Source organism: Pirellulales bacterium (genome assembly GCA_033762255.1).
Taxonomy (GTDB): domain Bacteria; phylum Planctomycetota; class Planctomycetia; order Pirellulales; family JALHPA01; genus JANRLT01.
In genome coordinates this window covers 112,445-127,875 of the sequence record JANRLT010000014.1, presented here as the reverse complement: position 1 = coordinate 127,875, position 15,431 = coordinate 112,445, and the positions used below count along the sequence as shown (strand labels likewise).

13 protein-coding genes are annotated in these 15,431 nt (G+C 55.2%); 9 read left to right on the top strand and 4 right to left on the bottom strand.

The features are described from left to right. Window positions 1-309: 309 nt before the first annotated feature. The 3 genes from SFX18_04130 to SFX18_04120 all read left to right on the top strand — a co-directional run bounded on the left by SFX18_04130 (window position 310) and on the right by SFX18_04120 (window position 4,096). Window positions 310-1,068: a hypothetical protein gene (locus SFX18_04130; GenBank protein MDX1962314.1), complete on the top strand. Its 759-nt coding sequence runs from the start codon at window positions 310-312 to the stop codon at window positions 1,066-1,068. Between the two features lie 25 nt (window positions 1,069-1,093). After that, window positions 1,094-2,281 (top strand): hypothetical protein, encoded by a 1,188-nt coding sequence (locus SFX18_04125; GenBank protein MDX1962313.1) that lies wholly within the window; start codon window positions 1,094-1,096, stop codon window positions 2,279-2,281. Window positions 2,282-2,401: 120 nt separating this feature from the next. After that, window positions 2,402-4,096 carry a formylmethanofuran dehydrogenase subunit A gene (locus tag SFX18_04120; GenBank protein MDX1962312.1) on the top strand — a complete coding sequence of 565 codons (1,695 nt, stop codon included), beginning with the start codon at window positions 2,402-2,404 and terminating at the stop codon, window positions 4,094-4,096. Window positions 4,097-4,125: 29 nt separating this feature from the next. Here SFX18_04120 and SFX18_04115 read toward each other — a convergent pair whose 3' ends face one another. Both SFX18_04115 and SFX18_04110 read right to left on the bottom strand, forming a co-directional pair. After that, complete coding sequence (locus SFX18_04115; protein MDX1962311.1) at window positions 4,126-4,689, bottom strand: tetratricopeptide repeat protein; 564 nt, start codon at window positions 4,687-4,689, stop codon at window positions 4,126-4,128. Between the two features lie 293 nt (window positions 4,690-4,982). Next, complete coding sequence (locus tag SFX18_04110; GenBank protein ID MDX1962310.1) at window positions 4,983-5,906, bottom strand: HDOD domain-containing protein; 924 nt, start codon at window positions 5,904-5,906, stop codon at window positions 4,983-4,985. 1,232 nt (window positions 5,907-7,138) lie between these two features. Here SFX18_04110 and SFX18_04105 point away from each other — a divergent pair. Then, the gene (locus tag SFX18_04105; GenBank protein ID MDX1962309.1) at window positions 7,139-9,535 is read left to right on the top strand and encodes a hypothetical protein; all 2,397 of its coding nucleotides are present in this window, start codon (window positions 7,139-7,141) and stop codon (window positions 9,533-9,535) included. Between the two features lie 118 nt (window positions 9,536-9,653). On the opposite strand, the gene SFX18_04100 is transcribed toward SFX18_04105, so the two are convergent. Together SFX18_04100 and SFX18_04095 are read right to left on the bottom strand one after the other, a co-directional pair. Continuing rightward, window positions 9,654-9,884 (bottom strand): DUF4926 domain-containing protein, encoded by a 231-nt coding sequence (locus tag SFX18_04100; protein ID MDX1962308.1) that lies wholly within the window; start codon window positions 9,882-9,884, stop codon window positions 9,654-9,656. Window positions 9,885-10,277: 393 nt separating this feature from the next. Continuing rightward, window positions 10,278-11,381 carry a biopolymer transporter Tol gene (locus SFX18_04095; protein MDX1962307.1) on the bottom strand — a complete coding sequence of 368 codons (1,104 nt, stop codon included), beginning with the start codon at window positions 11,379-11,381 and terminating at the stop codon, window positions 10,278-10,280. A gap of 119 nt (window positions 11,382-11,500) precedes the next feature. Here SFX18_04095 and tdh point away from each other — a divergent pair, with 119 nt between their 5' ends. The 5 genes from tdh to SFX18_04070 all read left to right on the top strand — a co-directional run bounded on the left by tdh (window position 11,501) and on the right by SFX18_04070 (window position 15,141). Continuing rightward, window positions 11,501-12,529: an L-threonine 3-dehydrogenase gene (tdh, locus tag SFX18_04090; protein ID MDX1962306.1), complete on the top strand. Its 1,029-nt coding sequence runs from the start codon at window positions 11,501-11,503 to the stop codon at window positions 12,527-12,529. A gap of 290 nt (window positions 12,530-12,819) precedes the next feature. After that, window positions 12,820-13,215: a GxxExxY protein gene (locus tag SFX18_04085; GenBank protein ID MDX1962305.1), complete on the top strand. Its 396-nt coding sequence runs from the start codon at window positions 12,820-12,822 to the stop codon at window positions 13,213-13,215. A gap of 127 nt (window positions 13,216-13,342) precedes the next feature. Beyond that, entirely contained in the window at window positions 13,343-14,524 is a 1,182-nt protein-coding gene (locus tag SFX18_04080; protein ID MDX1962304.1) for a glycine C-acetyltransferase, read from the top strand. 126 nt (window positions 14,525-14,650) lie between these two features. Then, on the top strand, window positions 14,651-14,878 hold the full coding sequence (locus SFX18_04075; protein MDX1962303.1) for an AbrB/MazE/SpoVT family DNA-binding domain-containing protein: 228 nt from the start codon (window positions 14,651-14,653) through the stop codon (window positions 14,876-14,878). A 5-nt stretch (window positions 14,879-14,883) separates the two neighbouring features. Continuing rightward, entirely contained in the window at window positions 14,884-15,141 is a 258-nt protein-coding gene (locus SFX18_04070; protein ID MDX1962302.1) for a hypothetical protein, read from the top strand. The last annotated feature ends 290 nt before the right edge of the window (window positions 15,142-15,431 follow it).

The window sequence follows — 15,431 nt, the reverse complement described above, 5'->3', positions numbered from 1 at the left end:
CCTTGTACGATACGGGAACTGCTCTTCTAGGCTTTAGTTTGCGGAAAATGCCGCCGCTGGACAAGGGGAAAACGCGAATCCCGCCGCGCGGCTAGACGCGAGTTACGATTTTTACAGGATTTAAAGTTCGCGGCGCATCGAAAAAGTCCTCGGAGAGCGGGGAGAAGTGTCATTTTTTTATATTTCCCGCCAAGCGCCGTGTGGGAAAATCCGGGACGAGTTTGCTAAGATAAAGGACAGGGACGTGCCGGCAGCCAAGGTCAGCGGCAAGCTGCCGGGCTGAGCACGCGCATGCATGAATGACAATGGTTGGCCGCGGGGGTTATCGTCGGGGACATATTTATTTTTCGCAAAACGCCAGAACCGCCGCCGATTTCCATCCCTCCCTCAAAAGAGGATGGCCCCGCCGCGCGCACCGGCGAAAGTACCGACCCTGGGAAAACAATCCCCCTTCCCCAGGTGGAGGGCCCTCCCCTGGCCGATTGGGCCGTCATTCCCCCTCCGGTGGTCGTGTCTCCGGAACAAGGCTCCGCTGGCGAAACTCACTTTGGTCCCGAACCGCCGATCCCGCCGATCTTTCGCAACACGCTTGCGCAACCGCGGGTGGTGCTGGCTCCGGGGGTGCGCGGCCAATTTGCCGAGGAAGCGGACGAAGAGGATTTTCCTGGCCAGCGCGCAGCGGTGATCCCCAGCAGCCAAGAGGTTTACTATCAACCTACAGCCAGCGATCCAGAGTCAGCCGAATTTGGATTGTTACCTCCCCCCGAAAAAACCCGCGCGGAACTGCAGGGAGAATTTGAACGGGCCGAGGCCATGCGGAACGCCGCTCAAAAAATCTTTCGCGAGAAATTGGCCGATCACCAGGAACGGACCAGTTGGCGGCTCTTTTCGCTCAAACATGGACAAATCTCCTTGTATGGGTATTTTGCGCTGTCGCTTATCTTGGTTGTTAGTTTTGTGCTGGCGCGGTGGCTGTTTGACAGTACGGTCGCCCAGGGGATCTACTTTTTTACGTTTTTTGTCATTGCCCTGGGACTTTTAGCCACGTACGAGCATCGACGGCGATAACGGGGCTTTGTGACACGATTTGCCAATGAATGACGCACCCCATCCCGCCGCATGGCAAGCCACCTGCGCCGAAATCGCCGCGCTGTTATCTCGTGCCCATTACCCCCTGATCTATGGGCTGTCATCCGCCACGTGCGAGGCCCAACAACTGGCGGTCAAGCTGGCGGAACGGTGCCGGGGGCTGCTGGACGTGCCGGCGGGGGCGCTGATCCCCAGCAGGGGCACGCCACTCATGACCGTGGGTGAAATGCGCACCACGGCGGCGGAAGTCACACACCGTTGCGATTTGCGATTGATGATTGGTCTGGCGTGTCCGCCGCATTTGTACGACGCCGCCCAGCAAGGGACGGGCAACCACTTTTGGCAATTGACTTCGCCAGCCGTCAATTTTGCCGCGTCGGATTCGCTCATGTCGACCGACCTGCGAAAAGCGATTCATCATACGGTGATTCCGGCGGAACATTTGCAATTGGTCCTGGATGAACTGCTGGTTTATACGCAGTCCGGCTCGGCAGAGTATGCCGCCTATCTGCAACGCCGGGCCGAGTCATTGGAAAATAACCACCCCGCCGCCCACGCGCTGGTCAGCGCTGAATTCCTGCGCGCCTGGGAGGAAGCCGCGTATCCGGTGATTGAGTATTCTCCGTATGAACTGGAAATACTGTTCCCCAGGGATATTTATCACGATTCGGTTCGCTGCGCGGCTATCTGCGAACAGATCGAAGTACTGGCCCTCGCCCGTGGAAAGACTGGCCGTTGTGCCGTGTATCCCCTGACAAGCGGCTATAACACCACAGGCGCGGCGTATGTCCTGACCGCGCGCAGCGGCTATCCGGCGGCGATTAGCTATTTACGCGGCAATACGGAGTTCTTTCCCGGCGTGACCGATGCCGCCACGGTGATGTCCCGGGGCATGACGGATGTGGCGCTGGTCGTGGCCGATGATATCCCGTGGGATTGGCTCGATCCGGGACGAAAATACACCCTGGTGCATCTCTGGAACAATTATCAAGATGTGGATCAGTGGCCCGACCGGCATGGGGATTTTTCAATACAGACCCGCGATGTGTTAAATGCGGAACGGGGAACAATGGTGGAGGCGGATGGTGTGCCGTTTTATATGGACGGCGCAAAAGAGACCTCCTTGCCCCCCCTGACAGACGTGCTGAAATTACTGTTGGAACTGGTCGAAAAACACACGGCCGGTCATTGATCCGCGAAAAAACAGAGTTAGCAGTTTTTGAAGTATTTCCAGGGTACTCGCTGCGCGGCAACCCTGGGCTGAGTTACGCAACCGCGTTGCGGTATTAACTTTCAACACTCATTCACGCCCATGACGGAACTGTGGAACATTGTCGGTGGCAAGGTTTACGATCCGGCAAATGGCATCGCGGGGGAGGTGCGCGAATTATGGATCCGGGATGGGCGAATTGTGGCCGCGCCCCAAGTTGCAAAAACAGATTCAGCAACATTTGGCACAACCAAATCCGCGCCGCCAGAAGTTCCCTACCGCACACTCGACGCGACCGGTTATGTGGTCTTTCCCGGCGGAATCGACATGCATTCCCACGTGGCCGGCGGCAAGGTCAACACCGGCCGGGCCATGCTGCCCGAAGCGCGGCGCACCGGTAAACATTACGAAGCCGCGATCTCCCAGAATAGCGAATTTCTTCCTCCCGGTTCGCTCGGCATTGTCCCCACCACGCTGGCCACGGGATACCGCTACTGCGGATTGGGCTATACGACAGTCTTTGATGCGGCGGTCGCGCCGCTTTTGGCCCGTTTGGCCCATCGCGACCTAGACGAAATCCCCAATCTGGATACTGGCTGCTATCTACTGGTGGGAAATGACCGGCGGTTGCTAGAGTTACTAGCGTCAAACCGTCGGGAGGACTCCTTAGGCTATTTGGCTTGGCTATTGAACGTGGCCCGTGGCTATGCGCTCAAGGTGGTAAATCCCGGCGGTGTGGAGAGCTGGAAACAGGGCCGCAGTGGCGATTTTGCCGATCTCGATCAGGAATTGCCGGATTTACCCCTCACGCCCCGGCGTATCCTGCGGGAAATCGCCGAATTGGCCGTCGAACTCAAATTGCCCCATCCCGCCCATATCCATTGCAACAATCTGGGCCATGCGGGAAATTATCGCACAACGCTGGAAACAATGCGGACGCTGGCGGGTCTCCCCGCGCATCTGACGCATATCCAGTTTCACAGTTACAGCGGCGGTGTGGGGGACGAAGGGTCGTTTGGCAGCGGTGTGGGTCCGCTAGTGGACTGGTTTAACAGCCACCCGGAATTAAGCGTGGACGTGGGGCAGGCGCTCTTTGGCCCAACCATCAGCATGACGGGGGACAGCGCGGCCGCGCAATATCTGGCCCGGATCACCGGCGGACGGCGCTTCAACCATGATCTGGCGGGCTGCGGCGGATGCGGCGTGATCCCGGTCGAGTACAAGCAACACAGCCTGATCCACGCCTGGCAGTTCGCGATTGGGCTGGAGTGGTATTTGACCGCCGCGGACCCGTGGCGATTGGCTTTGACCACCGATCACCCCAACGGAGCCGTGTTTTGGCGGTATCCCACGCTGATCCGACTGCTCATGGACAGCGCGTACCGGCGGGAAGTGTGGCAAACCCTCCCCCGGCGGGTGCGGGAACGTTCGACCGTGGCCAAACTGGAACGGGAATATTCACTGGCGGAGATTTGCATTCTCACGCGCGCTGCCCCCGCGCGCCTGCTCGGCCTGGCGGACCGGGGTCATCTGGGACCGGGGGCCGTGGCGGATCTGGCGATTTATGCCCCCAGCGACAATTACGAGGAGATGTTTAGCGTGCCGGTGTATACGATTCACGCGGGAGAGATTGTCGTGGAGCGCGGGGAGCTAAGGCAACTAACAACGGGAACGCGGTTGCAGGCGACAAATGTCTTGCCGGAACTGTTGCATTCCGCCGGAGGAATCGATTTAGCGGACTGGATGGCGGAAAACCTGGAGATGGCGACGGTTAATTTTGCCTTTGGAGAAGAATAGCCATTATCTTTTGCGATACACCGGCTATTTTACACCAGCACCGCGGTCAACGCCCGAAAGTCAGGATCATTACGCAGCGGGTCAAAGTCCCGCTCTTGTGCCACCAAGTCGCGATAATCCGGGTCGATCTGCAGAGCATTCGCCAGGTACTTTAACGCGTGCTCTTTATGCTGGGCCAGGCTCCAATAACAGGCCAAATTATAATGAATGATCGCCACGTTGGGCTTGGCCTCGAGCGCTTCTTCCAAGGACTCAATCGCCAGATCCAATCTGGATGTTCGTTTATAACACCAGCCCAATGCCAGCCAAATGTGAATGTTTTTTGGTTCGGCGTCGGCGGCTATCCGCAGGGGGGGAATCGCCTCGGCATAGCGTTCCAGCGAGCGATAGGCCTGTCCGAGCAAATTTTGGGCGGGGGGGCTGAGGCGTTCTTCCTCGCTCAGTTTATTCAGGGTGCCTATGGCCCGCTCCGCCAGCGCGGTCCGTTGCGCGGGGACGGGAACCCACTGCTCGCCAAAGAGCTGCAGCAAGTCCAAGTATCCCTCGACTTCGCGAAGAATCATGCGGCGGCGGGATGTTTCGATTTGCGACACAGTTTCGATTTACGACACAGGGTGAAACTTGGGAAACAAATGTGAAATGACAGCCACTAACTACATTTTAATCGATTCCTGTGACTTGCCAATTCAAAATACGTTGAAAAGCCAAAGTGGTGCGGTAAAAAAGTTCCTGTGGTTTTTTGCTGGCAACAGGCCCGGAGGGAAAAATTCCAATGTATTTTCCGGCACCCAAAAATCAGCCACGCCATTTTTTTAACAAAAAAAACGCCGTGATTAGCATCACGGCGCTTTTGGTGTTTGGGAGGGAGTCTGGCCGCGACCAGCGGCTAGAGCGCCGCTTCGGTCAATGATTCTTCGTAACTGGCAAGCAATGTCTTGCTGGGGGCGGGCAATTTCAGAACGGGCGCGAAATCGGTATATTCCTTGTCCACCAGGGCCAGGAATTCCGGCACACTGGGACCGCGGGGATCCTTGAGCTGTTGATAAAATTGATCAAACACCCCGCACTCTCCCCACTGATTATCGCTACACGACGGCAAATATGCCGACAAAGCGACCGATATGCTGCCCACATCGGGATGGGACTCGGTCATCAGCTTTTGCAAATCGACGTGATTATCCAGCATCAGGGCAAAGCTTTCGGGCATTTTCCAACTGCGGGACATCGCCCCCGCGACTTCGGCATGCTGAAAGCCAAATCGCTCTTGTTCCAATTCCGACAGGCGCTTGCCGGTGGCGGCCCGCGTCTCTAACAATTCCAGATAATCCTTGGACTTTTCCTTTGCTAAGAGCGGCACGGCCATATCTTGCAGCAAGGCCGCGGCAAACACCTCTTCCGCGTCCTTCATCCCTTTTTGCTTGGCAAATGCCCGAGCAAATAAGGCCCGACGCAACGAATCCTGCCACAACCGCTTTAGGTCAAACGGCCCGCATTTGGGATTGGGCATCAGGCTAAAAACCGCGCTCCACAGGGCAAAATTCTTGATCGTGCGAATACCGACCAGCGTGATTGCCATCTTGATGTTGGAAATTTCACGCGAAAAACCAAAATAGGCGGAGTTGACAAACTTCAAGATTTGGCCAGTCAATCCAGCGTCCGCCTCAATCGGAACCGCAAAATCCGCCGGACCCTTATTCGGATCTCGCGACAATTCCATCAAACGAATCGCACTTTGCGGCAAAGCCGGCAGTTGGGCATTAGCCAATAATTGTTGAAACGTGGGGGGCGTCGTCGTAGGGGCTGCACTCATAGTTTTCGAACCTAAATATGGTGATCTAAAGATGTGGGCTGAACGGCGTAGAATCCCCAAACCCACATTGGTGGGGACAAGTGAATTGCTACAAAAACTTAGGCCAAAATCAGGCAATCGCAAATAAAAACCAGGACTTTTTTTATCCCCGTATAAAATTGCATAAAAATCCTGGACTTTATTAAATTCCCCGTGTTTTGCGGGAAAAATTGCTGTTTATGAAAAATCGCAGACAAAGGATCTTAGCCCGCGCGGGCAACCGCAACATACGATTTTGCACGCCACGACATACCGCACTGGCGGTGGACCGCAATAAACCATCTAACACCAACTGGGGGGGAAACACTTGTTTAGATGGTTGCCTTTTTGCCACCCCCTTGTGTTGCAAAAAGACGGCATGACGACTAATCCATGCCACAAATTTGCCGGAAATTTTAGTATAAAAATCGCCAATCCCCGCTGGCACAGCGCTTGCATCCCCTCTGCATAAGCTCATCGCTGTTCTAGATCTGGCGTTAGCCAAAGAAACGGTACTGGGCGTGATCATTCGTCCATGCCTGTTTGGCGAAAATTATGGCACTTAATCTGGTAATGTACTTCTGGTTGTGTAGTAATCTCCCCTTATCACCGGTGCCAACGTTACAAGCAGAAAATAACAAGATTGCGCCGCAATTATTGCAATCCACGGTCATCCCTTACCGTGTTCCCCTGCGACCCCCGCTGACAGCGGCTGTCCCCGCCACGGCTAAGTCCCCGACCCGTACTTACGATTCTTCCCCCTCGGCAACAACTGATCAGCACTTCTTAGAGCACAGCCCACAACAGGCCGACACGACAGAGTTTTTCCCCTTGCTGGCCAGTCCCCTCTGGTCGCATACACACAGACCCTCTCCCGCACCCTGGATCTGGGCGGTCCTGCAAATTTTTTTTGCTGGCTATTTGGGAGCGTGGCAGAGTTTTGGCCCGCCTGAGCTGACATGTCGAGCAAGCCGTTCCTCCACTTAAACCCGCAAAACACACAGCCGCTAATACAAAACACGGCCTAGCATTAAAAATTGTTATCAACCTCATAACGGACCTATTTAATTCACTAAGAATTGATTTCGTAGCAGTTTTTTGCACGGAATCGCCGTCCAAAGCCCACTTATATAATGGCGGATACTCTGCCTTGTAGCTTGCCTGCCATTTTATTTCCTATGCAGGCTTCCTTTTGATATTGATGGGTGTGCATTATGCGTCTGACTTTACGCACGTTGCTGGCATATATGGATGAATCCCTGAAGGATCCCACCCAACGGGAAGAAATCGCGCACAAAATCGAAGAGACTGAATTTGCCCGCAATTTAATGCAGCATATTCGCGAGGTGACCCAGCATTTACGATTGGGAACACCCAAGGTGCATGGCAAGGGGATGGGCGGGGACGCCAATAGCGTGGCTTCGTATCTGGATAATGTGATGCCCGCCGATGTCGTCCAAGAATTTGACAAAATGCTGCTGCAATCCGATGTGCACATGGCGGAAGTGGCCGCCTGCCATCAGGTGTTGGCCCTGGTAACCAGCCAGCCGGCGGAAATTGATCCAAATTTGCGTCGCAAAATGTACCAAATTCCCGGTTTAGCCGCGGAGTACCTGGCTCGCGCAGGGGCGGACGCCCAAACCGATCATCGGCCCAATGGCCACCCGCCCAAAGATCATTCTTCCGCGGTCGCGGCAGTCTCCCCCCACCCTGTCACTTTGGCCCCCCGCGAACGCCCCGCAGTACCCGAATATTTACGCGAACCCCAGCGAGGGCGATTTTGGCCGGTAGTGGCCACGCTGTTAGTGGCGGGGGCGGCTTTGTTAGGGATAGCCCGACTCTATGGCGAATTTGACCGGCAGCATCCGTGGATAGCCATGACGGGGCTGGTCGATGCCGCTCCCGCGCAACCCGCCGATGGCAAATCTTTACCTGCGGCAGCTCCGCAAAATCCACTTTTACCCGCTCAAGGTAACGCCGCCGCTGTTCCGGCAAATGCTTTGCCCAACTCCAACGCTGCTCCGGATGCCGATGTCGCCAGCCCAGGCACCAATGATCCGGGGGTCACGGCCGCCGGTAAAAATCCTCCCAGTATCTCGACGCCGGCCACAGACGCCAATCCCGCAGCGGATGTGAACTTACCCAATGCCGCCGCGTCGCCAAATCCCACGGTTGTCCCGCCGCTTGTCCAACCAAACGCGGGGCAGGCCTTATTACCCGAAGGAACATTACCCCCTGTTGCCAATATTCCGGCCACGCCGGATAACGCGACCAAGGCCGTCGATCCCAACAGTGTGGGGGATGCGAATGCCCCCCCTGCCCCGCTACCCGCGGAAACCACGCCTCCCGGCACACCCGCGGCGGGTAACAACGCCCCGGTGGTCGATCAAGCCCCCCCGCCGGGGACCGACGCACCGGCAACCAGTGCGGTCGCAGCCAGCGCCGCCGAAGGGGTGGCGATAGGCCGTCTGGCCCAGGACTCTAGCCCAGCGGTATTACGCTGGAACAACACTGAAAGCAGTTGGCAACGAATTCAAGCGGGGGAGCCCGTTGTGGATGGCAGCCGTATCCTGAGTTTGCATACGTATCGACCAACCATCACGCTCAAATCGGGAATCAGCTTGGTACTGGTGGGAGAGACACTCGTGGAATTTCCACCGGTGCCCCAGGATCAACCAACCCGCATACGCATATTGTTTGGCCAGTTAGTGATCAGTAATAATGGTCAACAAAACACCCGACTAAGCATCGAGCCGGGAATGAGCGCCGGGACCTTGGTGCTAAACGACCCCGTCAGCAAGGTTGCAATTAGCGTGCGGCGTTATCTGGATTCCGGATCCGACCCCGAGACTAGCGCGCCGCAACTGGCGATCGACATTTATGGGGCCGAGGGAAAATTTCAGTGGCAAGGCCCGGGCGTGGATGAACTCCCCCAGTCCATTTCCAGCCCCGCTCATTTGTCCCTGGCCCCCGCGGCCATTCCCGCGACCAGCGGAAACATGCCCCCCCTGCCAAAGTGGATCGAACGAAACGAATTAAACGGATTTGAGCAGCAGGCGACCATGCCTTTTGGCCAAATGCTGGATCCCAACCGGCCCGTCAAGCTGGTGTTACGCGAATTAGCCGCGCATCGCCGCGCGGAAATTCGTTACCTGGCCGCGCGCAGCTTGGCGTTGATTGACGACTTTGAGTTATTCATCGGCTCATTTAACGATACCGACCAAAAGGCCGTCTGGTCGCGGGAGATCGCCGCCCTGCAGGCCGCCCTGTCGCGCGGTCCCGAAACAGCGGCCAAAATTCGCGAAACCTTTGAGCAACTGCGCCGCAACGAAGGACCCAAGCTTTACCGCCATCTGAAAGGCTACACCAAAGCCGATCTGTTGAATGGCGCGCTCGCAGGATTGCTCGATGACCTGGAAAGCGAAAGCCTGGACACGCGGGTGCTGGCCTATCACGCCTTGCGGGACGTATTTACCGATCCGGTGACCGGGTCGTTTCCCACGTTTAGCTATTCTCCCGATAGCCCGGCCGCCACCCGCCAGGCCGCGGCCAAACGCTGGCGCGATCATGCCAAGAAAGAACTGGCCAAAACACCACCGGCGGGTCAGTAGTAGGATGGTTTACGCCGTAGGTTGATTTACACTGCCCACGGTCCGCCATTGCGCAGAATTCAAAACGTCTTCGGAATTGACTTGTATATTGAAAGATTCAAAGAGTTCCTTTGAAAAACTACCCTGTTTGCCGTGCGTGCAAAAGTTCACCAGCTCGTATTTTACGCACGGCGGTCGCTTCCAAAGTAAGTAGCGCAACGGTTTTGCCACCACCATCCACAAACTCCACTTCATAAGCTAGACCCGAATCGTAAACATGCACCACAGTTCCTACATCGCCGCGACTTAGTCGCGCATTCGGCGTTTCGCAATCTAAAGCGACTAATGAATGTTCTGTAATCATGGTCATGAATAAGGAACTGCGGTAACGAGCCGGGGAAACATACCAGATTCTACGATCCACACAGTCAGCACTTTACCGGGATAAAATCCCTCTTTGGCAATTTCTCCCACAACTTTATATTTTACACCAAATTTCGTGTTTTCCACATCGAAGGTTTCGCTATTTTTGCAAAGCTCTAAGAGATCGATCGCCAATTCTTGCCAATTATCTCTTGTGTACCCCAATGAATATAATCAAACTGCCTTCGCGGCACCTTCTGAATGTTCAAAATTGAGAAGGTAATCAATAATTTTTCCCCGCGTAACAAACGCATTTTCAGCATTTGGTATTGGCATAACTAAATGTAACGGCAATTGAAATTTTGAAGTACTTCAGTCGTGCCAGAAATAGGATTCCCTTTTACTCCCCCAACTGAAAATTCGCAATGAACAACTGGCTTTGGCGATCCGCCGTCCGGTTGCTCGTCCACATCAGCTTGGTCCCGTCCGGCGAAAAGACCGGCAGCACATCGGCGCTGGGATGATCCGTCACCCGGGTAATCGGACCGGGACTGATTTTCCCGTCGCGCAGGTCATATTTCATTAACCACAAATCATAATTCGGCCGGGCCGCCGGATCGGTATGGTCCGCGCCGGTCCAAATAATGTACGGCTGGGTGGGATGCCAGTAAGGGGCCCAGTTTACGCCCACGTTGTCGGTGAGCGCGGTATCATTCGCACCGTCGATGCCGATGGCGTGGATTTGCAAAAAGCCCTCTTTCTTGCGGTCGCTGCGATAGATCACCCATTTGCCATCCGGAGAGATAAACGGCCCGCCGTCATAACCTGGCTCATTGGTCAGTTGCCGCACGTTTGTGCCGTCGGCGTTCATGATGTACAAATCCGGGTCGCCGTCGCGATCGCTGCAAAACGCGATGAGCTTGCCATCCGGCGAATAGGCTCCCTCGGCGTCGTACCCTTTTTCCGTGGTCAGTTGCTTCAGATTTTTCCCCTCGGCATCGCCGGCAAAAATATCCATGTGCGGGTCAAAGTCCCACTGGTAACGTCGTCGCGTGCCGCTTTTGGCATCTTCGGCCGCCTGTTTGCGGGCGGATTCCTCGGTGGTGGATAAATCTGGATCCAAATGGCTGCTGGCAAACAACAATCCCCGGCCATCCCGACTAAAATAACTGCATGTCGTGCGCCCCCGTCCCGGACTAACCCGCCGGGGCGTCCCATCTACCAGCGGTTGACGGTATATTTGATAAAAGATGTAATCCCGGGGAACGGCTTGATACACGATCTCCTGGCCATCGGGAGAGAAGTACCCTTCCCCCGCCTTGGTAAAATCCTTATCAAAGGTCAGTTGGCGCACATTGGAAAGAAAATTACTTTCCAAGGGACTGGGCGTAGCTGACGCAGTGGCGGGAGGGGCCGGATCCGCCGCGAGCGCGGAGATCGTGGCCAACCAACACAAATTCCCCAATAAAAATCCACCAAACACTGGAAACACGCGGTGTTGCATCTTTTTTATCCTTTGCAATAATAATTCGCTCGGTCAAGGCATTTTAGGTCATTTACCGCATCGAGACTAGCCGGGGCATTTTTTCCTGTTCCAAAAACTTTCTTTAAAAAGCAGTTACCATGCGCGCCTTGGTTAAACAACATGCCGCCCCCGGATTATGGCTCATGGATGTTCCCCAGCCCACGATCGGCATTAACGATGTCCTGATCCAAGTGCTGCAAACCGGCATCTGTGGCACCGACATCCACATTTACAAATGGGACGCCTGGGCCCAAAAAACGATTCCCGTCCCGATGGCAGTCGGGCACGAATTTGTTGGTCGGATCGTGGAAGTCGGCGCGAATGTGCACGACTTTCACGTGGGTGACCTGGTTAGCGGCGAAGGGCACGTCGTTTGCGGCCGCTGCCGCAATTGCTTGGCCGGGCGGCGGCACCTGTGTAAGGATACCCAGGGGGTCGGCGTCAATCGGCCGGGGGCCTTTGCCGATTATATCTCGCTGCCGATGACAAACGTGTGGGTCCACGACCCCGCCGTACCGCTCAGTACGGCGGCGATCTTTGACCCCTTTGGCAATGCCGTTCACACCGCGCTGTCGTTTGACCTCTTGGGCGAGGATGTGCTGATTACGGGCGCGGGGCCGATCGGCATTATGGGGGTCGCCATCGCCAAACACGCGGGGGCGCGGTATGTGGTCATTACCGATGTTAACCCCTATCGGCTGGACCTGGCCCGTCGCATGGGGGCCGACCTGGCCGTCGATGTCCGCGCGCAAACCCTGGCCGACGCCCAAAAACAGCTAGGCATGAAAGAAGGCTTTGACGTGGGGCTAGAGATGTCGGGCAACCCCGCCGCGTTTCGGGATATGCTGGCCAACATGGCCCACGGAGGCAAGATCGCCATGCTGGGAATACCCGAGCGGGAGATGGCGATCGACTGGAACACCGTCGTCTTTAATATGCTGACCATCAAGGGAATTTATGGGCGGGAAATGTACGAGACGTGGTACAAAATGACCGTGATGCTGCAATCGGGGTTGGATATTTCGCCGGTGATTACGCACCATTTTGATGTGGTGGATTTTCAAGCGGGGTTTGATGTGATGCTGAGCGGACAATCGGGTAAGGTGATCTTGCACTGGCATGACTAGGCCGCGAAAGTGCCATAAGAACAGCAAGCAGGGAAAGCCAGCCGCAAGAATAGCAAGAAGAGCAAAGAGTTTGTTTAGTAGCTGGTGGCAGATGTTGAATCTTCGCAATACTTGAGTTTTTGGCTCTTTTTTTGCTTTCTTTGTTGTTTTTGCGGCATATACTCTTTTTCCATTTTCTTGCATTATTTTGCTGTTCTTGCGGCTAATTAATTCTTCCCCTATTTCTTGCCTTTCTTGTTCTTCTTGCGGCATAATCTAATTTTTTTCTGGCCACCTTTTTGGAGCTACCCATGCAAAAGGATCCGATTTTTGAGCTGTGCGACATCGTGCGGGAAACGGGTTTTGCCATCCATAAATACTTGGGGCCGGGCCACTTGGAAAAAGTCTATGTCAACGCCCTGGTTAATCGCCTGGGCAAGCGCGGCCTGCATGTCCAACCCCGGCATCCCTGCCAAGTCTATGACGAGGACGGCACAATCCTGGGGGAGTTTTTTGCCGATTTACTCATCGAACAGACCTTGATCGTGGAAGCCAAGGCGGTCGCGGGAATCCTGAACGATCATATCGCGCAGATACTGGGCTATTTGCGGGCGACGCGCTTGGAACATGGTCTGCTGGTGAACTTTGGCAGCCGGACCTTTGCGGTAAAGAAATATTACTGTTCCGATGCAATCCCCGGCGAATAAGCTATCAAGCTGTGCTAGATTGATTGCGACAACTCAGTCATTTCCTTTTACCCAAACCATCCCCCTTTTTTGCCTTTTTTGCTTTCCTTGCGGCTACACTTCTTCTTGCTTTTTTTGCAGCTTTGCCATGTCAAATTTTACGGCACATATTCAATCCCGGCTTGACGAACTTCTTGCCGCCGGTCTCGAAAAGCCCGAACGGGTGATTACCTCTCCTCAGCGGGCGCATATTTCCGCCAGTGGGCGTGACAACGTGCTCAACCTGTGCGCAAACAACTATCTGGGCCTGGCGGATCACCCCGCGGTGATCGCCGCCGCGCACGCCGCACTGGACAAATTTGGCTTTGGCATGGCCAGTGTCCGCTTTATTTGCGGCACGCAGTCCCCGCACAAGGAACTAGAAACGCGCCTCAGCCGATTTCTCGGCACCGAGGACACGATATTGTATTCCAGTTGCTTTGATGCCAATGGGGGCCTGTTCGAGACGCTCCTTGGCCCAGAGGATGCGATCATTAGCGATGAACTGAACCATGCCAGCATCATCGATGGCATCCGCCTGTGCAAGGCGCAGCGGTTCCGTTACAAAAACAACGACATGTCCGACCTGGAAGCCAAGCTTAAGGAAGCCGCTGGCGCGCGCTTTCGCATGATCGCCACCGACGGCGTCTTTAGCATGGATGGCGTGATTGCCAACCTGCCCGGCATTTGCGAACTGGCTGATAAATACGACGCGCTCGTCATGATGGACGATTGCCACGCCACCGGCTTTTTGGGTAGGACCGGTCGCGGCACTCACGAACATCACGGCTGTCTGGGACGGATTGACCTGCTAACCGGCACCCTCGGCAAGGCCCTCGGCGGGGCCAGCGGCGGTTACATTAGCGGGAGCGCGCCCGTGATCGCCTATTTGCGGCAACGCTCGCGGCCGTATCTGTTTAGTAACGCCGTCGCCCCGCCTATCACCGCTGGGTCGCTAGCCGCGCTCGACATTATTGAGGCCAGCACCGAACTGCGCGACCGCCTCATGGGCCATGTGCAGTGGTTCCGCCAGGCAGTGACCGACGCAGGTTATACCATTATCCCCGGCGAGCACCCGATCGTGCCGGTCATGCTGGGGGACGCCGCGCTCGCCGCCAAAATGGCCGAACTGCTGTTGGCCGAAGGTGTCTATGTGATTGGGTTTAGTTACCCCGTTGTTCCCCAAGGCAAGGCCCGTATCCGCACGCAACTTTCCGCCGCCCATACCAGGGAGGATTTGGAATATGCGGTGGCGGCGTTTTCGCGGGTGAAGCGTACCCTGGGCGTGTAATAACGCGATTTTAAGACTTTTATCAACTCTTTAGCAGCGCGGCTGCTAAAAGATTGACTTTGCAAAGCGTGACTTAAGTGCTACAATGTAGATACATTGTGCAACCTTATCTTGAAGGACTTTTTTATGCTCAAAACACTGGTCAAACACGGCAACAGTTACGCGCTGGTGATTGATAAGCCGATTTTAGAGCTGTTGAAGATTAGCCCCACGGATCAAGTTGAATTATCGACCGATGGAGAGTCCATCAGGATTGCCCCCGTGCAACCCACTGATCGTAAGTCGGCGGTGCGGGCGGCTCGCGGTAAAATTAATGCCAAGTATAACAAAGCATTTAAAAAGCTGGCGGAGTAGTGGGCATGATTCAGTTTTTATCCCTGGATGAGGTCCTGGAGTCCCACGCCGCGCAGCTCGCCGCTTATGGCGGTGGGGAGGGAATTCGCGATTTTGGTCTGCTAGAATCCGCCTTGGCCCAACCAGCGGCAATGTTCGGCGGACAATTCTTGCATGCCGACATTTTTGAAATGGCCGCCGCCTACTTATTTCACTTGGTAAAAATCATCCCTTCCTCGATGGGAATAAGCGGGTCGGTCTGGAAGCGGCTTTGCTATTTTTAGAACTTAACGGACACAGCGTCAACACGACGGATGATTTGCTCGTGGACTTGGTATTGCGGACGGCCCAAAGCATGGCGACAAAACAAGAGATTGCTCAATTTTTGAGGCAGGCGAGTAGTTAAAATGTAAAATAATTACTACCACCCCGCCGCCAACGGTTCTCTTTGGCATAAATGCACGGTTTTTTCGCCACCTTGGGAGCCGCGCGTCACACTTGGGCCGAAAATCGCCATTTTCCTTGCTTCGCCCGGTCGATAAACTTACCATAAAGGGTGTAAATCCGTGGCCCG